The 21,041-nt window shown below is 45.2% G+C and carries 13 protein-coding genes and 1 pseudogene; 10 read left to right on the top strand and 4 right to left on the bottom strand.

Features of this window, described 5'->3' with window-relative positions; genetic code table 11:
• Nucleotides 1-54: 54 nt before the first annotated feature.
• From JGK11_RS20530 to rpmB, 5 genes are all read left to right on the top strand, one after another.
• A complete protein-coding gene (locus JGK11_RS20530; protein ID WP_293212635.1) occupies nucleotides 55-540 on the top strand; it encodes a hypothetical protein in 486 nt (161 codons plus the stop codon).
• A 171-nt stretch (nucleotides 541-711) separates the two neighbouring features.
• Nucleotides 712-1,401, top strand: coding sequence for a two-component system response regulator RppA (rppA, locus tag JGK11_RS20535; RefSeq protein WP_293181098.1), 690 nt, complete (start codon nucleotides 712-714; stop codon nucleotides 1,399-1,401).
• Nucleotides 1,402-1,670: 269 nt separating this feature from the next.
• Complete coding sequence (gene rppB / locus JGK11_RS20540; protein WP_293212637.1) at nucleotides 1,671-3,023, top strand: two-component system sensor histidine kinase RppB; 1,353 nt, start codon at nucleotides 1,671-1,673, stop codon at nucleotides 3,021-3,023.
• Nucleotides 3,024-3,365: 342 nt separating this feature from the next.
• A complete protein-coding gene (gene htpG, locus JGK11_RS20545) occupies nucleotides 3,366-5,354 on the top strand; it encodes a molecular chaperone HtpG (protein ID WP_293196844.1) in 1,989 nt (662 codons plus the stop codon).
• Between the two features lie 277 nt (nucleotides 5,355-5,631).
• A complete protein-coding gene (gene rpmB / locus JGK11_RS20550) occupies nucleotides 5,632-5,868 on the top strand; it encodes a 50S ribosomal protein L28 (RefSeq protein WP_293150949.1) in 237 nt (78 codons plus the stop codon).
• Nucleotides 5,869-6,068: 200 nt separating this feature from the next.
• Here the strand turns inward: rpmB and JGK11_RS20555 are convergent, their stop codons facing one another.
• The 3 genes from JGK11_RS20555 to proS form a co-directional block, all read right to left on the bottom strand.
• A complete protein-coding gene (locus JGK11_RS20555) occupies nucleotides 6,069-8,132 on the bottom strand; it encodes an adenylate/guanylate cyclase domain-containing protein (RefSeq protein ID WP_293191023.1) in 2,064 nt (687 codons plus the stop codon).
• Between the two features lie 212 nt (nucleotides 8,133-8,344).
• On the bottom strand, nucleotides 8,345-11,317 hold the full coding sequence (locus tag JGK11_RS20560; RefSeq protein WP_293181110.1) for an adenylate/guanylate cyclase domain-containing protein: 2,973 nt from the start codon (nucleotides 11,315-11,317) through the stop codon (nucleotides 8,345-8,347).
• Between the two features lie 247 nt (nucleotides 11,318-11,564).
• Nucleotides 11,565-13,370 (bottom strand): proline--tRNA ligase, encoded by a 1,806-nt coding sequence (gene proS, locus JGK11_RS20565; protein WP_293181113.1) that lies wholly within the window; start codon nucleotides 13,368-13,370, stop codon nucleotides 11,565-11,567.
• Between the two features lie 86 nt (nucleotides 13,371-13,456).
• Here proS and JGK11_RS20570 point away from each other — a divergent pair, with 86 nt between their 5' ends.
• From JGK11_RS20570 to JGK11_RS20585, 4 genes and pseudogenes are all read left to right on the top strand, one after another.
• The gene (locus JGK11_RS20570; protein WP_293181117.1) at nucleotides 13,457-13,771 is read left to right on the top strand and encodes a hypothetical protein; all 315 of its coding nucleotides are present in this window, start codon (nucleotides 13,457-13,459) and stop codon (nucleotides 13,769-13,771) included.
• A gap of 255 nt (nucleotides 13,772-14,026) precedes the next feature.
• Nucleotides 14,027-14,929 (top strand): annotated as a pseudogene (locus JGK11_RS20575) (hypothetical protein); the annotation flags it as partial.
• A 486-nt stretch (nucleotides 14,930-15,415) separates the two neighbouring features.
• The gene (locus JGK11_RS20580; protein WP_293212639.1) at nucleotides 15,416-18,544 is read left to right on the top strand and encodes an MFS transporter; all 3,129 of its coding nucleotides are present in this window, start codon (nucleotides 15,416-15,418) and stop codon (nucleotides 18,542-18,544) included.
• Nucleotides 18,545-18,798: 254 nt separating this feature from the next.
• On the top strand, nucleotides 18,799-18,966 hold the full coding sequence (locus JGK11_RS20585) for an orange carotenoid protein N-terminal domain-containing protein (protein WP_293181124.1): 168 nt from the start codon (nucleotides 18,799-18,801) through the stop codon (nucleotides 18,964-18,966).
• A 386-nt stretch (nucleotides 18,967-19,352) separates the two neighbouring features.
• Here the strand turns inward: JGK11_RS20585 and JGK11_RS20590 are convergent, their stop codons facing one another.
• Nucleotides 19,353-20,027 carry an acetoacetate decarboxylase family protein gene (locus JGK11_RS20590; RefSeq protein WP_293181127.1) on the bottom strand — a complete coding sequence of 225 codons (675 nt, stop codon included), beginning with the start codon at nucleotides 20,025-20,027 and terminating at the stop codon, nucleotides 19,353-19,355.
• Nucleotides 20,028-20,229: 202 nt separating this feature from the next.
• Here JGK11_RS20590 and JGK11_RS20595 point away from each other — a divergent pair, with 202 nt between their 5' ends.
• Complete coding sequence (locus tag JGK11_RS20595; RefSeq protein ID WP_293191017.1) at nucleotides 20,230-20,892, top strand: glycerol-3-phosphate ABC transporter substrate-binding protein; 663 nt, start codon at nucleotides 20,230-20,232, stop codon at nucleotides 20,890-20,892.
• Nucleotides 20,893-21,041: the final 149 nt, after the last annotated feature.

Consider the following 21,041-nt stretch of genomic DNA (forward strand, 5'->3'; position numbering starts at 1 on the left):
CCCTGTTTTAAAATGCCATAATTTACGAATAATTGTCCGTAAAGAGTCAAGCACATGAAAACGATCAAATCAAGTTTAATTATTCTCGGCAGTATCGGACTGCTGTTTTTGGGAGCTTGCGGTAAAGGCGACGAAGCAAGCGATACAAAAATCACTCCCACACCCCCTCCTGCTGCTTCAAAACCTGCGTCTTCCGCTCCCGCTGCTGCTCCTGCTGGTGCAAAAGGAGCTAAAGGCGGTCAAGTTGTCAATGCTGGAGCTTACCATTTAGAGTTTGTACCTGAAAAACAAGCTACTGGAACTCACTTAGATTTGTACCTGCAAAAAGGCGATAAAAAGGAACCGGTTCCTGACGCAAAAGTGTCAGCACAAGTGCAGTTGCCGAGTGGAAAGCAACAAACCCTAGCTCTCAAATACGATCCTGAAGGCAAACATTACGCTGTTGTATTTCCCGGCAAAGATCCAGGCCAGTATCCTGTGAAGGTGAATGCGGATATTAAGGGAGAAAAAGTAGACGGTCGTTTTACATTCACTCAATAGTTTGAGTTGAATTTAGTTGTAAAAACCCGGTCGGATCGACCGGGGTTTTGTTAATTTAGAGTTGAAGAATTAATTATATCCTAACGCAATTGGTACTTTTCAAAAGGTACGTAGTTGCGCTTTAGCGCTAAAGCGCAACTACGTACCTAGCGCGACATAAGGTTACTTTTTATGAGAATTTTGCTAGTTGAAGATGAGCCAGATTTAGGAAAGGCGATCGATCGCACTTTGAAGCAAGAAAAATACATAGTTGACTGGGCCCAGGATGGGAATGAAGCTTGGGAATATCTAGACAGTCAGTGGACGGAATACACCCTAGCCATCTTTGACTGGTTGCTTCCGGGATTGTCGGGAATAGAATTGCTGCGAAGATTGCGCGCCAAACATAGTTTTTTGCCAGTTTTGATGCTGACAGCCAAAGACAGGATGGAAGATAAAGTGGCGGGATTGGATGCGGGGGCTGACGATTATTTAGTCAAGCCCTTCGGGATGGCGGAACTGTTAGCAAGGTTGCGGGCGCTGCAAAGGCGATCGCCCCAAATACAGCCCCAACAGATACAAATCGGAAATCTCGCCTTAGATTGCGGGAATCGCACAGCTTTTTATCTCAATCAAAACGGCACCAACCAAACAATTTCGCTGACTAACAAAGAATTTCAATTGTTAGAATATTTGATGAAACATCCGAACCAAATTGTCACGACTGACCAAATTCGGAATCAGATATGGGAAGCCAGCGCAGATACTTTTAGCAATGTAGTAGCCGCTCAAGTGCGCTTGCTGCGGCGCAAACTCGAATCCGTTGGCTGTGCGAACTTAATTGAAACTGTCCACGGCGTCGGATATCGGATGAAAAGTTGAATTCTGCCTTCAAAATTACTTTTAGACTCGGCGGTTGAAACCGCGTCTACACAAACAATGTCCGCCTCCGCGGACTAAGAAAAGTTGAAATCGCATTTACACAAACAAAGTCCGCCTTTGCGGACTCAGAAAAGACTATTTATTTTCCTCCCTTCTACTAATTCTCTCTTTTCTCCTTCTCTGCGTCCTCTGCGTTCTCTGCGGTAAATAAAAAAATATCATCCCAATCAATTACCAATTACCAATTACCAATTACCCAATCATGAATTGTGAATCAAAATAAACTATTTAACCGCACTCGATCGCAATTAGCGATTTCCTACGCCGCAGTCATGGGTTTGATTTTAAGCTTGTTGGGATTTGGTGTATATAAGGCGATCGCCCACGCGCACTGGATTGCGATCGATCGCGAACTAGAATCGGTAGCGGGGACACTCCACGATAGCCTCGAAATCAAGCTACAGCAACCCGGACGCCTAGAACCAATCGTCAATGAACTTTTGCCAAACCTCCGCGTAATTGGAGTTAACGGCGTTAAAGAACAGTTAGCCGATCGCCATATTTTAAGCGCTATCAACCAAAGCTATTACTATATTCGTTTATTTGACTCTTCTGGGAAATTGATTGCTACAGCAGGCGCTTATCCCGAAACATTGCCGCCGATATTTAACTCCCAACACTGGCAAACAATCGCTGACAGCAAAGGGAATATTTATCACCAAATTTCTGTATCACTGCACACAAACACCCTGGAAGATTGGGGATACTTTCAAGTAGGACGGAGCTTGCAAGACTTCAACAGTTATCTCAGTACAGTGAGATTAATTTTGAAATTAGGATTGCCGACAGCCTTGATTTTGGTGGTTTTTTCTAGTTGGTGGCTGGCAGGATTGGCAATGAAACCGATTTATTCTTCTTACCGACAAATCCAACAGTTTACGGCGGATGCTGCCCACGAATTGCGAACGCCTTTAGCGGCATCTCAAGCCACTGTAGAATCGGCGCTGTTAATGCCACAATTGGATGAGAAAGAAGCACGGGAAATTTTGCAGACTGTCGATCGCCAAAACCGACGATTGACTCAGTTAGTCACTGATTTGTTGCTGTTGGCGCGGATGGACTCTCAGGTGAAATCCGTTAGCGAAGCCCTCGAAGAGGATCGCCCTCAGCTTTGTTGTTTAAACGACTTGGTGGGCGATTTAGTCGAGGAATTGGCTGCTTTGGCGAGATCCTCCCAGGTAGCGCTAACATCCGAAATCCGCGTACAGCATCCATTGAATGTTGTCGGAGATGCCGATCGACTTTACCGTCTCGTTACTAACTTAATTGTCAACGCCATTCAATACACTCCCCCTGGCGGAAAAGTCACAGTAATCTTAGATTGCACTCACCAAGAGGCGATAATTCAGGTGCAAGATACCGGGATTGGGATAGCGGCGGCAGATTTAGGGCGGATATTCGATCGCTTTTACCGAGTCAACAAATCTCGATCGCGCCATACCGGCGGATCGGGACTCGGATTGGCGATCGCCCGCGCGATCGCCCGCGCACACCGCGGCAGCCTCAGCGCCCGCAGCGAATTGGGTTCTGGTAGCACATTTCTCCTGCGGTTGCCTTTGTGAGCTACTATGTGGGGGAAACTGACATCTTGCACCATTTTCAAGAACAGGCAAGATGCCTGTTCCACAAAGACTAAATCTTGTTGTGGGGTGGGCATCCTGCCCGCCGATGATAGTTTGCACCATTTTCAAGAACAGGCAAGATGCCTGTTCCACAAAAACTAAATCTTGTTGTGGGGAGTAGGGGTTGGGCATCCTGCCCGCCCGTGAAAGGCTTATTGAGAATTGTGCAAGATGTGAGGAAAACCGAATCATCTTTTTGTGGTAATCCCTTCGGCAATATGTAGCGCGATCGCCCAAAATCAATAAATAGTGATTAATCATCAGTCAGCAGAGAGAAAATCTATGACAGTTTTAGAACAGGGAACAATCTCAATCCATACCGAGAATATTTTCCCGATTATCAAGAAATCGCTATACACCGACCACGAAGTCTTCTTGCGGGAACTAATTTCTAACGCCGTCGATGCCATAGCCAAACTCAAAATGGTTTCCCGTTCCGGCGAATACAGCGGCGACATTGGCGAACCACAAATCAATATTGCGATCGACAAAGAAAACAAAACACTCTCAATTACCGACAACGGCATCGGGATGACAGCCGACGAAGTAAAAAAATACATCAATCAAGTCGCCTTCTCCAGCGCCGAAGAATTTATTCAAAAATATCAAGGCAGTGGCGACGACGCAATTATCGGCCACTTTGGACTCGGTTTCTACTCTTCTTTCATGGTCGCTCAGAAAGTAGACATAGACACCCTTTCTTACCAAGAAGGCGCACAAGCAGTACATTGGTATTGCGATGGTTCACCCGCTTTTGAACTATCAGAATCCGCCCGCACCGAACGCGGCACTACGATTACTCTCACTCTCCAAGACGAAGAACTAGAATATGTAGAAGCCACTCGCATTAAGCAGCTAATCAAAACTTACTGCGATTTCATGCCAGTTCCGATCAAATTTGAGGGAGAGGAACTCAACAAGCACAAGGCAATTTGGCGGGAAGCAGCCAGCAATTTGCAGAAAGAAGATTACTTAGAATTGTACCGCTATCTTTATCCGTTTCAAGACGAACCGCTACTTTGGGTACACCTGAATACAGATTATCCTTTCATTGTCAACGGCATTCTTTTCTTTCCCAAACTGCGGCCGGATGTCGATGTTACCCAAGGTAATATCAAGCTATTTTGCAACCAAGTTTTTGTCAGCGATCACTGCGAAGAAATCATCCCAAAATTCTTGATGCCGCTGCGGGGAGTCATTGACAGTACCGATATTCCCCTGAACGTTTCTCGCAGTTCTTTGCAAAGCAATCGCACAGTCAGAAGAATCGCTGATTATATTGCGAAGAAAGTGGGCGATCGCCTAAAAGAACTTTACCGCGACGACCGCGATGAATACATCCGTTGCTGGCAAGATATCGGCACTTTTGTCAAGTTTGGATCTCTCAACGATGATAAGTTCAAAAAACAAGTCGAAGATATCTTAATCTACCGCAGCACCTACGAACCAACAGCAGAAAAACCAGAAATTGCAACGCCAGAAGTGCAGGTGCAAACTGAGGACGGAGATTTGTGGCAAGATGTCACTCCCAAATCGGACAGTTCTAGTTCGACGCAACCTTACACGACGCTGAAAGAGTATTTGGAACGCAATCAAAAACGCCACGAAAACCGCGTATTTTACTGCACAGAACCTGCGTCACAAGCAACTTACGTCGCCCTGCACAAAAGCCAAGGTTTAGAAGTGCTGTTTATGGATTCTTTCATTGACACGCACTTTATCAGTTTCTTGGAACGCGAATACTCAGATGTTAAATTCTCGCGGGTGGATTCCGACATCGACGACACACTAATTGACAAAGAAAAAGAAGCCGAAATTGTCGATCCGGCGACTAATAAAACTCGCAGCGAACAAGTTAAAGAACTGTTCCAAAATGCTCTCAACAAGCCAAAAGTAAACATCCGCACAGAAGCTTTGAAGTCTGACTCTGCTGAGGCGGCGCCACCTGCGATCGTCCTGTTACCAGAAGCTTTGCGCCGGATGCGCGATATGACGGCGCTTTTGCAGCAGCAAGCAGCGCAATTCCCCGATGAACACGTTTTGCTGGTGAATACGTCTCACCCGCTGATTCAAAATCTGGCTAATTTGAGTCAGGGTGCGATTATTCAAGGCGGCGGCGAGTCTCCCTCGGCGCAGTTGGCCAGCATGATTTGTCACCACGTTTATGACTTGGCTTTGATGGCCCAGAAGGGTTTCGATGCTGAAGGGATGCAGGAGTTTGTCGAGCGATCGAACCACGTCTTGACAAAATTGACTGAACGTGCAATGTAATTAACCCCCCTCCCTTGCTAAGGGGGAGTGGTTTTATACAAACTAGGTACGTTGTTGGGCTTCAGCCCTCTTTATAAGATTAGGAAAGAGGGCTAAAGCCCAACAACATACCTTAGCCCAAGCGCAAGCCAACTGCGGAAGCAAAAGTTGATTTCCCTTGCTGAGAGAGCGATCGGAGGTTTTCTTGTCCCCCCCTTAACAAGGGGGGCTAGGGGGGTTCTACGCAGTTGATATATAATAAAAGGCTGCATCAAAAAAAAGTAGTCTGGAGGGCAATATGTCACGGAAATGTCAGCTAACGGGCAAGAAGGCGAACAACGGTTTTGCGGTTTCTCACTCGCACCACCGCACTCACAAGTTGCAAGGCGCTAATTTGCAGTGGAAGCGGATTTGGTGGCCGCAGGAGAAGCGTTGGGTCAAGTTACACCTTTCTACGAAGGCGATTAAAACCTTGGAGCACAAGGGTTTGGAAATTATGGCTAAGGAAGCTGGAATTAATCTTTACAAGCTTTAAATAATCTTGTTAGTTGAGCAAAGGGCGATCGTATACATTAAAAGTGCGATCGCCCTTACTTTTATATACTGAAAAAGTTGAGGCAGAAACCGGGTTTTTTTAGATAAACACTGCATCATAACCTTAAATTTAGATAAAAAACCCGGTTTCTTGGGCATTGATGCGTCCAGGAAATTTTAACTTTTAGAGAAAAACCTGGATTAGAGGAATTTTCGGCATTTCAGTAAATAAGTAGTCATCCTCCCCTTACCTTTAACTTCGATCGCACCGCGGCTTTCAAAAAAATACTTTTCTCGCAATTGCTGATAAGTTGCCACTGTCACCTGAATGCACCCAGGCGAACCGTGAGATTCCATGCGGGAAGCTGTGTTAACGGTGTCTCCCCACAAATCGTAAATAAATTTTTTAATGCCGATGACTCCAGCGACAACCGGGCCGGTATTGATCCCGATTCTGATACTAAAATCTTGATTGTGGGTATTGCTGAATTCAATAATTGCCTGCTGCATATCCAGGGCCATTTCTGCGATCGCCTCTGCGTGATCTGGGCGAGTAATTGGCAGCCCTCCCACTACCATGTAAGCATCGCCAATCGTCTTAATTTTTTCCAAACCGTGCCTTTCTGCTAAGTTGTCAAAAGTCGAAAAAATATCATTCAGCAACGCAACTAATTCTGTTGGAGAAACTCGCGCACTCAATTGAGTAAAACCTACGATGTCCGCAAATAATACAGTAACATCAGCAAAAGTATCTGCGATCGTGCTATCTCCCCGCTTCAACCGATTTGCTATTTCTTCAGGCAAAATATTCAACAACAACCGTTCTGACTGTGCTTGTTGAACTCGCAGTGCATTTAAAGTTTCATTGAGAGCATTAGTTCGTTCTTCAACTCTAGATTCTAACTCTTCATTCAGCTTGCAAAGCGCAATTTCAGCCCGCCTGCGGTCTGTGACATCCGTACCGATTGCCAGCAGCCCCGCGAACTTTCCGGCCGCATCAAACAGCGGTTTATTTGCCCAGGATACGCAAACGCGAGATCCACTGCGCCGCATACTTTCATTTTCATTTGTTGTATACTGTTCCGGGTTATTTAAAATATTGCTCAATAACACGGCCAGGTCGTTTCCCCCTGTATCTGTCTGGGGTAGAATTGTGCCAACTGCGTGTTTTCCCAGTATTTCTTCTTCTCTGTAACCAAAAAAATTCTGTGCAAACTCGTTAAAAAAAGTAATATTACCTTCTGTATCTAGTTTTAAAATAATGCTGTTAGCATTTTCGACCAATTCCCGATACTTAACTTCGCTTTGCCGCAGCAAATCCTCTGCTGATGCGCGTTCTGCTACTGTGGCAGCTAACAGCAGCGAAGTAATTACAATTACGCTCATGAAAGCCTGCAAAAATAAGATTGCTTGATTAATATTTATGGCTTTGGTAATAAACGGGCCAGATCCCTGAGAGCCTCCCCAAATGGCAATACTGGATACAATAAAATATGCTAAAACAGCTCCGCGCTGACCGAATTGAATGGTTGCCCAAATCACCAACGGAAATGGCAAGTATTCTAGGGGATAGCCGGATAGATTACTATCAGTTTTTGATGTGTATACTAGCCAACTGACTATTATTAATAGTAGCAAACATATGGCGCATAAAATTATATTTACAAGTGTTTTAATCTTAATTTTTTGTTGATTGCGTGTCGCTATCTTTTGGTAAAAGATTAGCAGCATAGGAGTAAAAATCAAAACTCCTAAGGTGTCTCCAAGATACCAATTCCACCGAATTTCCCAATATTCGCTCCAGTCAATAAGACCAGTCAAACACAGCCGCAGCGTGCCGAGAGTGCAGTTGATTTGAGTGGCAACTACAGCACCGCAAAAGATTAAACTGACTACATCAATTAGTCGATCCAGTGAGGGGCGAAACTTGAACTGTTGCAGCAAAGTAAATGCACATAAAGCTTGCAAACAACCGCAAAAAGCACTAATTGTTGCATTTATTAAGGATATTTTGAGGTTGAGAGTCTCGTAAAAAAATACGCCTAAAGCTATTCCCGGCCAAAGGCGCCGACCAAATAATAAAACTGCTGCTTGGGCAATTCCTGCGGGCGGCCAGACGCAGGTAGCTAATTTATTCACGCCGGGGATTGAAGATGCTATTTTAGCTCCTAAAGCGTAAGCAAAGGCAATGACAGCTATTTTTCCTAAATATTGCCAATTTATAGATTGAATAAATCGCATAAATTGATTTTTGTTTTGGTTCATAGTGACTTTTATATTTTTAACTAACTATACCAACCGTCAAAACTATTAGGGAATTTTTAATTATTTAAATAGAATTGTTGGCTTTGTTTGTACGGGCTAAGCACAGGTGCGTTGCTACTCAAAAAATTGATTTAAATTGAGGTTTTTTCACTAGCGACACACCCTACAACTACTATTACTTCTTCCTTTTTGCCTCTTTCATCTTCCTTATTTTATAACTTGATTCCTGTGAGAAAATAAGTGTTCATCTCGCCTTTGCCTTTGACTTCAATGGTGCCGCGACTTTCTAATAAATACTTGTCCTGCAATCGCTCGTAAGTTGCAGATGTAACTTGAATTTGACCGGGTAAGCCGTGAGATTCCATACGGGAAGCGGTGTTAACTGTGTCTCCCCACAAATCGTAGATAAATTTTTTGATGCCGATGACTCCGGCGACAACCGGGCCGCTGTTGATGCCGATTCTGATGCTGAAATCTTGATTGTTGGTATTGCTGAAGTCAATAATTGCCTGCTGCATATCCAGGGCCATTTGGGCGATCGCCTCTGCGTGATCGCTGCGGGGCATCGGCAGCCCTCCAACTACCATATAAGCGTCACCAATGGTTTTGATTTTTTCCAATCCGTGCTTTTGGGCTAGGCGATCGAATGTCGAAAAAATCTCGTTAAGCAAGGAAACTAATTCCGGCGGAGAAATTTGGGAGCTAATTTGAGTAAAACCGACTATATCTGCAAACAATACTGTGACTTCGGCAAAAGTATCGGCGATGATGCTTTGGTCTTGTTTGAGTCTTTCGGCGATCGCTTGCGGCAAAACGTTGAGGAGGAGACGGTCAGATTTTTCTTGTTCTAAGCGCAAAGCTGCTTCAGCTTCTTTGCGAGTTGTGATATCTTCGACAGTACCTTCGTAATAAAGCAAATTTCCATGTATGTCGCAGACAGTATAAGCATTTTCGGAAATCCAAATTATACTGCCATCTTGGCGGTAAACTTGAGATTCAAAATCCGATACTTTGCCGTTTGTTCGCATTAAGTGGATGACTTCGGCGCGGCGTTCCGGGTCTACATATAGCTGGCGGTTGATATCAGTTAACTTTTCCAGCATTTCCTCACAGGAACTGTAACCATAAATGCGAATTAAAGCTGGGTTAACGCTAAGATATTCTCCATCTGGAGTAGTTTGAAAGATGCCGACGATCGCATTTTCAAATATGCTGCGGTATTTTGCCTCAGCTTGTCGCAGGGCTGCTTCAGCGCGCTGGCGTTCTCGCGCTTCCACTGCAAAAGTTACAGAGTCTGTTAGAGAAACAGCGAAACTTTGTTCTTCGATAGTCCAATAACGCGGCATTCCTACGTGTTCCAAACAGAGGACTCCTGCTGTTTCTCCGCCTATCTGAATCGGCGTATCTAGCATGGAAGTGATGCCTAACGGAATTAGGTAAGCTTCCACAAATTCTCTAGTTCTAAAATCTTTTTGGGCGTCAAAGGCAGCAATTGCGCGCTCTTCTCGGAGTGCTTGAAAATAGACAGGATAGTCTGCTTCTGCTAATTCCATACCCTCTGAGTGCTGGTTGAGGGCGCGATCGAACAAATCCAGGCACTCCATCTTGGATTTAGGGCGATCGTACAACCAGATACTCGATCGCGCAACTTCCAGAGTACGGCTAGCAGTTTCAGTGATTTCTTGAAGCGCTTTGGTTAAGTCGCCTTGATTCAGCGCTTTATTTTTGGCTAAATCAATTAATGCCGATTTCTGTTTCTGTAGCTGAAGTTCGCTTTGTTTCAGGGCATTTGTCCGCTCTGCAACTCGGATTTCCAGCTTTTCGTTCAGATGAAGCAGCTCTATTTCAGCTTTTCGGCGATCGGTGATATCTGTCCCGATGCAGAGGATGCCCAAAAGTTCTCCTGCTGCATCAACCAGCGGCTTATTTGCCCAAGACACCCAAACGCGAGATCCGTTACGCCGAATATTTTCATTTTCATAGCTAGTAAAGCGATCGGGATTTTGTAAAATCTGATTGTAAACCAACTCTAAGTTATTCCCTTCGATGTCGCTCATGGGAATGATTGTTCCCACAGCACTTTTCCCCAGGATTTCTTCCTGATTGTAGCCAAAGAATATTTCTGCAAACTCATTAAAAAAAGTAATCGTGCCGTCGGGAGATAGTTTGACAATAATACTGTTAGCATTTTCCACCAATTCTCGATATTTAATTTCGCTTACTCGCAGAGATTTTTCTGCCTCCGCGCGTTCGGCTACCGTCGCGGCTAATAACAACGAAGTAATCGTAACTACCGCCATAAAAGCTTGTAAAAATAAGATAGCCTGACTAATATTTTCGGCTTTAGCTATAAATGGCCCAGATCCGTGAGAACTGCCAAAAATTGCGATACTTGACACAAGAAACGATCCTAAGACAGCGGCCCGCTGACCGAATTGGAGCGACGCCCAAATTATCAAAGGAAACGGCAAATATTCCAGGGGATAGCGAGAAATAGAAGCTTCATTTTTTGACTCAAAGACAAGCCAGCTTACCCCAATTAATAATATTAACCATACTCCCCGCCAAATTAAATAATTTTTAGGGAGTTCGGTTTGTCTTTTTAAGCGATCGGCGGTTGCCTTAGGACGCAAAAATATTAAAATCAAAGGAGTTAAAATTAAAACTCCCATTGCATCTCCCAGCCACCAATTCCACCGGAGCGACCAGTATTCTGCCCAATCTACTTTGCCAGCTAAATATATGGAAAACGCGCCAATAGTGCAACTAATCTGAGTAGAAACTAAACCGCCCAATAAAATTAAATTAACTACATCTTTCAAACGTTCTAGAGACGGACGAAACCCCAGCCAGCGCAGCACAGTGGCTGCAAAAACAGCTTGCAAAACTGCTCCTACGTTGCCTCCCACCCAAATTGCAAATATCTGTTCGCTTGGGTTAACTAAATTGAGGAAAAATATACCCAAAACAATCGCAGGCCAGGCTTTTGGGCCAAACAATAAAAGTCCGGCTTGTGCAATTCCTGCGGGCGGCCACACCGAGGAAGCAAAGGGATTGACACCTTGAATTGCAAATGCTAGCCTCGCCCCCACGGCGTAAGCGATCGCCACGAGAGTTACTTGGGCTAAGTAGCGCCCTATTCGGGATTGAGGGAATCGAAGAAACTGATTTAGGTTCAGATTCATGTCGAGTTTTAAGTTTTATATAAGTTTATGTAGGGTGCGCTGCGCGCACCTTGCTAGCCTCAATGTAGGTGCAGCAAGCACCTTATACCAATTTTTTGTGAGGCTACTCCCGAATCCGATCCCCCCTAACCCCCCTTAATTAAGGGGGGGACAAGATTCCGGTCAAAGTCCCCCCTCCCACCAGGGGAATTTAGGGGATCGAGATATATGCAACTTCACATTAAATTGGTATTACCGTTACAAAAACTTATTTGATGGCAGCATCAATCCACTGTTTTAAAGTAGAATTGACTTCCTCAATCAGAATTTCATGGGCTTTGTGAGTTGCTCTTTCCACAACTTCAACTTTCCCTAATTTCACCGAACGACCCGGAACAATGCGATAGGGAATGCCGATTAAATCTGCATCTTTGAATTTAACTCCTGCTCGTTCGTCGCGGTCATCTAGTAAGGTTTCAATTCCGGATTGGTTGAGTTCATTGTAGAGTTTTTCGGCGACTTCTACTTGTTGGGCGTCGGAAATATTGGGGATGCTAATGATGGCGTGATACGGCGCGATCGCCACTGGCCAGATTATTCCGTCTTTATCGTAGGATTGTTCTACCGCAGATTGAGCCAGCCGCGACACGCCGACGCCGTAGCAGCCCATGATAAAGGGCATTTCTTCGCCTTGTTCGCTGGTGTAGGTGGCGCCCATGGCTTGCGAGTATTTGGTGCCTAATTGGAAGATGTGGCCGACTTCGATGCCTCTGGCGGTTTGCAAAGTTTGTTCGGGATTGTGCACCGCCCGATCGCCCTTTTTAGCAGTTCTGACGCCCACAACCGTTGCTGGCAGAGGAAATTCTTTACCCCAATTGGCGCCGACCACGTGGTATCCTGACTCGTTAGAACCAGTGACAAAGTTTGTTAGATCGACGGCAGTGCGATCGATCAAACGCAAAAACTTAGAATTTACCTCCTTACTTCCAGCGATATAATCATCAGCAACATCCGGAGCCATATAACCCAGAGGCAAAGATTTAGCCGCCCATTTCCGCTGAGCTTCCACATCAGGAACAGTCAAAAACAAAACAGTTTTAGCTTGATAATTTCCCGCTAACTTTGTCAATTCATTCAGCAACTTTACCTGATTCACATCTTGGTCACCGCGAATGCTTACCAACACCAAGACAGTCATGCCATTATCATAAACAGCCTGATAAAGCACATTTTTGACAACTTGCGTCGGAGAACACTTCAAAAACTTGCAAAGTTTAGCAATTGTTTCAGTTCCCGGCGTTTCCCGCTTTTCAAAACTTGCAAAAGGCGAAGCTTGGGCATCAGCAGGCATCGACACAGCCTTCTCCACATTAGCAGCATACTGACCATCTTCAGTATATAGAACTTCATCCTCACCCGCTTCTGCCAGCACCATAAACTCTTGAGAACCAGAGCCGCCAATCGCACCAGAATCAGCATCTACCGCTCGGAATTCCAAGCCCGATCGGCGCAGCATATTGCTGTAAGCTTGAGCCATATCCTGATAAGTTTTCTTCAAACTTTCTTCACTCGTGTGGAAAGAATAGCCATCTTTCATAATAAATTCGCGACCGCGCATCAACCCAAAACGCGGGCGAATTTCATCACGAAACTTAGTTTGAATTTGATAGAGATGTACGGGTAATTGCCGATAAGAACGAATCATATCCTTAGCAATTGTAGTAATTACCTCTTCGTGAGTCGGGCCCAGTCCCACTTCTCGCTGCTGCCTATCCTTCATAGCAAACATGATACCTTCAGCTTGAGTGTAGGTATCCCAGCGGCCGGATTCCCGCCACAAATCGGCCGGTTGCAGTTGCGGGAGGAGACATTCTTGAGCGCCGGTAGCGTCCATTTCTTCGCGCACAATTTGGGATACTTTTTTAAGAACTCGCCACATCAAAGGGAGATAAGCGTAAATACCGCTACCGATGCGTCGGATGTATCCAGCACGGAGTAATAGTTTGTGGCTGGGGATTTCTGCTTCTGCGGGGTCTTCCCGCAGGGTGACGAAAAGCATTTGAGAGAGTCGCATTGGCTGATTTCCTTAAAATACCGGATAATTGTCATCTCAGATTAACTTCTGATATTATCAGAACTCAGCCTGATTTGATGAAATCTATGAATAAACTTTGGAAAAATTATCAAAAAGGTATGGCAGCATTTGATAATTGTCACCATCCTACTCTCCTATCTCAGTGGATTGCATTACAAGATGAAATTGGAGAATTTGTGCGAGAACCTAACTTAAGCGAAATTTGGGATATTCTTCATGCTGCTGGTCGATTGCTGTACAAATTAATCGGAATTCCTTTACATCTGGTAGCCTATCCTACTGTTCGCAAACACAGCGAACGTTTTGAGGAGTACGGCTGTATTCGCAGCCGGCGCAACTGTGAGGGGAAATGCTGCAAACAGTTGACGGTTGATAGTTGACAGTTGACAGTTGACGGTTGACAGTTGATAGTTGACAGGGGGAGCATCTCAGTTTTGTAAAAAGCATTTTTTTATTATTCATAGTGCGAGCGTCCCCGCTCGCGTACTGTACAATACGCGAGCGGGGACGCTCGCACTATAAATGCAAAACACAGATGCTCCCGTTGACAGGTAGGGGCAGTGCCCCCGTGAGAACCCTCTCTTAGTTGATAGTTGCCCGTGAGGTTTTTAAACAGTTTATAGCTGATAATTCTCATAACCAGATTCATTCACGATCAATTCGCAAAACAATATCTCAAAGAACTATTAACCCCTCTCGGTAATGTCGCAACCAGCCATGACATTGCTGGAGAAGTGAGGCAGATTGACGTTTTCTTTGCCCCAAAAGCGGAACCGGATGTAGAACCCACAGCCCTCGGCATTCTGGGTCAAATTGCAGCAAAACCCGCTGTAATTGAACCATTCCGCAGTCCTGTGCAAACCGGAGAAATTCGCAGTTGTCTGGGTAAACTCTTTGATGTCCATGCCGAATATGAACGAGTCGCCACTAGAGATAATACCCGGATTGCAGAGGCTGATTTGCCGCAACTCTGGATACTGTCGCCGACTGTTTCCGATGCGATGCTAGCTGGATTTGGGGCGACTTCTGAACCTGAAAATTGGGTAAGTGGAGTTTATTTTTTGAATGTGTCTCTGAAAGCAGCAATCATTGCTATTCACCAACTCCCCCGCACTCCCGAAACGCTGTGGCTGAGGGTTTTGGGGAAGGGAAACGTGCAAAAGCAAGCTATTACCGAATTGAGAGAATTACCGTCTGATAATTTGTTTCGGTTGAACGCGTTAGAATTGTTGTACAACTTGCGAACGATATGAGAAGTCCGCCAAGACATAGATCGAGAAGATCGGGAGTTAATTATGGAACTGTCACCGCTCTATTTAAAACGGCTTGAAGAAGCAACTCAGCAAGGTATTCAGCAAGGTATTCAGCAAGGTATTCAGCAAAGTAAACGCGAGACTCTTGAGAGTATATTACAAGTAAGATTTGGCGAAATCGATGAAGAATTAGCCCCAATAATTGAGCCTTTGATTCAACTTGAACCTCTTGAAATCATACGACTGATTATGCAGCTCGATCGCCCGGAATTACTAGCTCGTTTTCTCCCGGAAAAATCAAACGGAATCCTAACTATAGAGCGCACTCTACGATATGTAGGGTGCGCCGCATCGTACCTTACTACTATAGATCGCCCCCGCTTCAAACTTGCCGGGTGCATCTGGTTTTTGAAGAGGGCGAAGCATGACCGCATATAAGTTATTAGTTATAATCTTATATTCACTGCGGTCATGCTTCGCCCCTACAAACATTTGCCTTTTTTGGGCGAACTCTGCTGCTATCACTCACAAAAAAAACCATTTCTGACTTTAGAGGGATTTATTCTTCAGCTTCAAGAGCCATAATCAGCAGTAAGGATGACATAGCTAGAGAACTGATTTACTACTCATCCGGATTGCACGAATCAAGGCTTCTGTAAGATAAAGCCTGACGAAACAAACCACCATCTAAAAAGTTGCAAATCCCCTACTTAAAAGTTAGGGGCAGATTTCAATATGCCTAATTCGGCATCAAACTTTAGGAGGTAATTTATGTTTGAAAGCGAGTTATTAATGTCGCTGTACAGCCCCAAATTCAATATTGCTCAAATGCCAATAGAAATAGATGTCCCGTTTGACCACCCCGATCTCGGAGGGCTGATGTTTCTGAGCCCTCAGTTTTTTGTGGCATTAATCGCCGGAGTCATCATGGCTTTTGGCTTCCAATTCCTGTTAACAAATTTCTCGATCGCTGCTAAAATCTCCAACTGGGACGAGGCTTTACCCGACGATGACGATGATGAGTCCGAAACTTTGGGCACTAAAGTTCGCAAAATCGAAGGCTTAGTCGGCGGTTGGATTTTAGTCACAGTTAACCTAGCTTTATTCTTAGCTTGTTTTCTGGCGGTCAAACTAACTTCAATTGCCTCGGTAGATGGAGCGGCAATTATTGGTGTGGTCATTTGGTCGGCGTACTTTTTAACGCTGGTATGGCTCGGTTCTAGCGCCGTCGGTTCGATGATTGGTTCCTTGATTAAAACTGCTTTTTCCGGCATTCAAGGTGTCATGGGTACTGCTGGTTCTGCGATCGGCGGCAAGATGGCTAGCGACCAAATGGTAAACACTGTAGAGGCGTCTGTGGCTGCTGTCCGCCGCGAGTTGGGCTCGGCTGTAGACCCGGATAGCATTCGCGAAACCATCCAAGATTATGTCGGTTCTTTGCAGTTACCGAAGCTGGATGTTAAGGAAATTCGCGGTCAATTTGAAAAGTTGCTGGGCGATACTGATATCAAATCTCTGGCGGGAAGCGATGTTCTGAAGAATGTTAACCGCCAGACTTTTGTGGATTTAATTAGCAGCCGCAGCGATTTTTCTAAGGAAGAAATCAATCAAGTTGCCGACCAACTCGAAGGTGTTTGGAAGCAAACTTTCGGCAAGCAGCAAGATAAGAAAGACCCGAATTTAGAGTTGGTTGATTTTCTCAAGTTTGCGGCTCCAGATTTGCTGAAGTCTGATGAACTCAATGCCAAGCTATCTCAAATTCTGGAAACTCGGGAAAACAAATCAGAATCCAGCAGCGGCATGAAGCGCGCGATGCTGTTGGGTGTGGAAGCTCTTGTCGGCACTGTTTTGTCGCGGACGGATTTGTCGGATTTGGATGTGGAAAAAATCTCTGGTCAGTTGCAGCAATTGACTGAAAAAGGCAAGGAACAAGCTAAATCTTTGGCTTCTAAGGTGGGCGACAAAGTGCCTGCGCTGCCTTTCAATACAGCGAAGGCTGATGTGGAAAATTACTTGCTAAATGCTCAACCTTGGCATCTCAACCGAGAAACTATCAAGCAGGAATTTAGGGATGTTATTTACGATGCCGAAGCTTCTCCGGGAGCTGTTTTGGGCCAGTTAGAGATGTTAAATCCTGAGTATTTTGCAGGCATTCTGAGGCGCCGTGAGGGCTTCAGTCCGGAACAGGCTGCGGAAATTTCTGAACAGCTTGAAAGCGTGCGCCAAGAAGTTCTGGAAATTGTGCAAGGTGCTGCTGGTGAGGAACAGTCTCAAGATTTGCGTAGTCGGATTGAGAATTATTTGCGATCGACTGGCAAGGAAGAATTGAATCCTGAAGGTATCGAGAAGGACTTCCAAGCGCTGTTGGAAGATCGCGATGCTGGTTTTGAGGCTTTGCGCGATCGCCTGTCACACTTCGATCGCGATACTCTGGTACAATTGCTCGGCCAGCGGGAAGATTTTAGCCCCGAGGAAGCGGATCAGTTAATCGGGCGGCTCGAAAGTTCGCGCGATCGCGTAATTTCCAAAGCACAAGAATTGCAAGAGCAAGCGAAATCGAAAGCGCAAGAAGTGCGCCAAAAGGTAGAAGAGTATCTCCGCAATACTAATAAGGAAGAACTCAATCCTGAAGCGATCGAGCGCGAGTTTCAAACGCTGTTAAGCGACCCGCAAGCTGGTTTGAAAGCGCTGAGAGAACGCTTGTCTCAATTCGATCGCGATACTCTGGTGCAACTGCTGTCGCAGCGCCAAGATCTCAGCGAAGAACAGGTAAATGGGGCGATCGACAAAATCGAATCCGTGCGCGACAACATTATCCACGCGCCGCAAATAGTTGCAGACAAAGCTAAGCAGCAGTACGAGGAAGTTACTACCAAAATTGGCGAGTACCTGCGCCATACTAACCTGGAAGAACTCGATCCTGAAGGCATCAATCGGGATTTGACCAAATTGTTTGAAAATCCGAAAGAAGGTGCCTTGGCGCTGCGGGAAAGACTGTCTCAGGTCGATCGCGAAACCTTGGTCAAGTTGCTTTCGCAGCGCGAAGATTTGAGCGAAGAACAAATCAATCGGACGATCGATCGCGTGCAAGATTCGATTCGCAGCATCGTGAAATCGCCCCGCCGCTTGGCATCTCGCGCTCAAAAAACTGTCAAGGATTTCCAAGGAAGTTTGGAAAATTACTTGCGGAATACGGACAAGGAAGAGCTCAATCCTGACGGTATCAAGCGAGATTTGCAGTTGCTGTTTAACGAACCCGGAGCGGGGATGCAAAGTTTGGGCGATCGGCTGAAGCACTTTGACCGCGGTACTTTGGTAGCCTTGCTGTCCCAGCGGGAAGACATTTCCGAAGAGGAAGCGAACCAAATTGCCGATCGTATTGAATCTGTCCGCAACGAGTTTGTCGAACAAATTCAAATGGTACAAGACAAGTTCCAGTCAACAATTGACGGTATTTTCTCAAAAATCCGGGATTACCTCAATTCGCTCGATCGCCCGGAGCTCAATTACGAAGGAATCAAGCGGGACTTCCGCAAAGTATTTGACGATCCGCAGGCCGGATTTGACGCGATTAAACAGCGTTTGGGTGAATTCGATCGCGGTACTTTAGTAGCGCTACTGAGTTCTCGTTCCGATATTTCCGAGACAGACGCTCACCGAATTGTTGACCAAATGGAAGGAGCCCGGGACAGCGTTATATTGCGCGCCGAACGCCTGCAAACTGAAGCCAAAAAACGGATTAAAGAGATCAAGAACAAGACCAAACAGCAAGCAGAAGATGCGCGGGAAGCCGCCGCAACTGCTGCTTGGTGGTTGTTCGGTACGGCTCTAACTTCTGTGGTGGTTTCGGCATTGGCTGGAGCAATAGCAGTCGGCGGTATTTCGGGTTTGTTTAGCTAGAATTTCCACAAGTTTCCATTAAAGTTCTCCTGATTCTAGGCTGGCTGTGTTCCAGCCTATTTTCTTTGAAATCCTATTATCTCGGTTCCTACGTAAAAAAAGGTTCGTAGTGAGGACTTTAGTCCGCAAAAATTAATAAGGACTGAAGTCCTCACTACAAACCTTACTGTAGAAAGTTGGTAGTGAGGACTTTAGTCCGCAAAAATTAAGAAGGACTGAAGTCCTCACTACGAACCCTACTTTAGAAGGTGGTAATGGATGAAGGAACTATTATTCCCGTGCCTCCTAACTATCAACTTCCCGAAGCTGGACAAGCTTTATTAGGAAAGATTCAAGGCATGGACTTTCAAGAGCAAATTGATTTCCTGCGCGGTACAGTTTTAGAAATGGGTGCCCAAGTCGCTCCGGGCGCTGGCATTTAATTTGAGTAAAGTAAGGTGGGCATTAAACCTTTTGCAAAAATAGCTAGGAACGGGCTCTTCTGCCCGTTCCACAGAAAAAATTCTTTTTGTGGAACGGGCATCTTGCCCGTTCCAAAATTTGATTAAAAGGAATTTTGCAAAAGATATATAGCGGTTCTCAGAAAGATGAGGTATGACTGACAGCTTATATAACCACTAAACGAAGAGGGCCCAAGCCCAACTACGTACCTCATCTTTTTAAGAAAGGCTATATAGCGGTTCTCAGAAAGATGAGGTATGACTGACAGCTTACATAACCTCCCAGACAAAGAGGGCTAAAGCCCAACAACGTACCTCATCTTTCTGATAGCCGCTATATATTTATATTGCCCACCTACCGATTCCAGCTAATAAGTGAATTCAGCAGCTATGTTCCCTACAAGTTTCGGCGCACCTGCAATTAAATGCATCTCTTCGCAGCCAACTGCGAGCAATGGCTGACCTAAATTTAGATTGGCAAAATGACTCTCTTCAGAGATTTCTACTTCGCCTTTGATAAAGCCGATGCGAGACTGGAACTCTCCTTTAAACATTAGCAAATTTGTGCGATCGGCGCTAAAAATATTTCCGCTCAAAGGTAGGGGAAATCCAAAACTTTGTTTGCTGTAATTGAGACTGCACAGTTGCAGATTTCCTTGGCTAACTGTGACGCGGTAGCCTAGCGGTGATGCTTTTACTGAATCGCTGCCTTCCCAACTAAACTGAGCTAATTCTTTAGGAAGTCCCCAAATTTCGCGCCCGCCAGCTACTGAGTTAGGGTTGTCTACGTAGATGTGCGAAATCCAAGCGCCCCATTTTCCTGCATAACTGGCGATCGCGCTAACTACAATTAACTCATTGTACTCCATCACGGAACCCAGCCCGTAGGAGGATATATAAATGCCACCTAGCGTTTTTCCTGGCAATAAACAGACAATTTCTAACTCAGAGGGAACCAAGGGGCGCACTCGTGCTACATCTACCAATTGCAAAGTCTGAACAGCATAACCTTGCAGGTGCCAAGGAGCAGGTGAATATACCATTTTAAGTGATTTTAGATCTGATATTTTATATTTATTTTAGCTTAGGCTCTAAAACAGCAACAGGTTTTGGTATTTTTCATAAAATCCCGGTATATTCACGCATAAGAAAGATTAATCTGCGAATAGCGAGCAATTAGTTGACATTTGAGCAAAAGTTAAATATCGTCTACTTAGTGAATATTTAGAAGGAACCTAAACCTGTATGCTGACATCTTACAAGCCAGATGTTTTCGATAGTTTAGAGCATTTTTTCACGGCAAGAGACCTGCTGGAACAAGCCCAAGACAACATGACCGAACTCGGTGCTATCATCCGCAGTCACGGCTTGCAAAAACAGGTTGGTATCTGCTTGCTTCACAAACACTTTGACCTCTCGGATAACGAGAGGTTGGTTGAAGAGTTTGATGGCAACAATGCTTATGTTAAGCCAACCGCAGAATACGGCGATGCTATTCCTTATATGTGGAAGGTGGAACAAAATCAAGCATCAGGCGAATGGGTTTGGTTTCCCTTAGAATTTGTCCGCGTTACTGAAGCTGTTTTGGCAGCAGTTGAACGGTCAGAAGCTGTTGTCAATAACTCGGAATTTCTGAATGAAATTGCGGGTAAACTGTCAGAATTGGGAATGACTGGAATGTTCGGGATCAGCATTTTGCACCGAGATGCAATTAAGGTTGCTGAGGGCGAAATTTTGGTGGAAAGCACAGACGATGAAGCCCGCGTCTTGACTTTTTCTTCGGTTCCTCGCCAGAATGTCGATCGCACAACTTTAACACAAACTCTCTGGCAGTTCCCGAATGCTGAAGGGTTTGAGGTTGGGGCGATGTGTTCTCACTGCACTCACTGCACTCATTGCACTCATTAAGCAAGATTTCCCAACTTTAAAAAGTTCGCAGTCAGGACTTCAGTCCTTGCTTTACAAACTTAGAAGATAGGACTAAAGTCCTTACGGGAGCATCTCAGTTTTGATGTTTTGATTTTACAGTGCGAGCGTCCCCGCTCGCGAGTATAGAT

Origin of the sequence: Microcoleus sp. PH2017_34_RAT_O_A (assembly GCF_020737885.1) — a bacterium.
GTDB lineage: Bacteria > Cyanobacteriota > Cyanobacteriia > Cyanobacteriales > Microcoleaceae > Microcoleus.

Bases quoted from the DNA above. Each gene is read 5' to 3' on its own strand.
- JGK11_RS20590 (WP_293181127.1), bottom strand. From the start codon at position 20,027: ATGGTATATTCACCTGCTCCTTGGCACCTGCAAGGTTATGCTGTTCAG.
- JGK11_RS20570 (WP_293181117.1), top strand. From the start codon at position 13,457: ATGAATAAACTTTGGAAAAATTATCAAAAAGGTATGGCAGCATTTGAT.
- JGK11_RS20555 (WP_293191023.1), bottom strand. From the start codon at position 8,132: ATGAACCAAAACAAAAATCAATTTATGCGATTTATTCAATCTATAAAT.
- htpG (WP_293196844.1), top strand. From the start codon at position 3,366: ATGACAGTTTTAGAACAGGGAACAATCTCAATCCATACCGAGAATATT.
- JGK11_RS20580 (WP_293212639.1), top strand. From the start codon at position 15,416: ATGTTTGAAAGCGAGTTATTAATGTCGCTGTACAGCCCCAAATTCAAT.
- JGK11_RS20595 (WP_293191017.1), top strand. From the start codon at position 20,230: ATGCTGACATCTTACAAGCCAGATGTTTTCGATAGTTTAGAGCATTTT.
- rpmB (WP_293150949.1), top strand. From the start codon at position 5,632: ATGTCACGGAAATGTCAGCTAACGGGCAAGAAGGCGAACAACGGTTTT.
- rppA (WP_293181098.1), top strand. From the start codon at position 712: ATGAGAATTTTGCTAGTTGAAGATGAGCCAGATTTAGGAAAGGCGATC.
- proS (WP_293181113.1), bottom strand. From the start codon at position 13,370: ATGCGACTCTCTCAAATGCTTTTCGTCACCCTGCGGGAAGACCCCGCA.
- JGK11_RS20585 (WP_293181124.1), top strand. From the start codon at position 18,799: ATGGATGAAGGAACTATTATTCCCGTGCCTCCTAACTATCAACTTCCC.
- JGK11_RS20560 (WP_293181110.1), bottom strand. From the start codon at position 11,317: ATGAATCTGAACCTAAATCAGTTTCTTCGATTCCCTCAATCCCGAATA.
- JGK11_RS20530 (WP_293212635.1), top strand. From the start codon at position 55: ATGAAAACGATCAAATCAAGTTTAATTATTCTCGGCAGTATCGGACTG.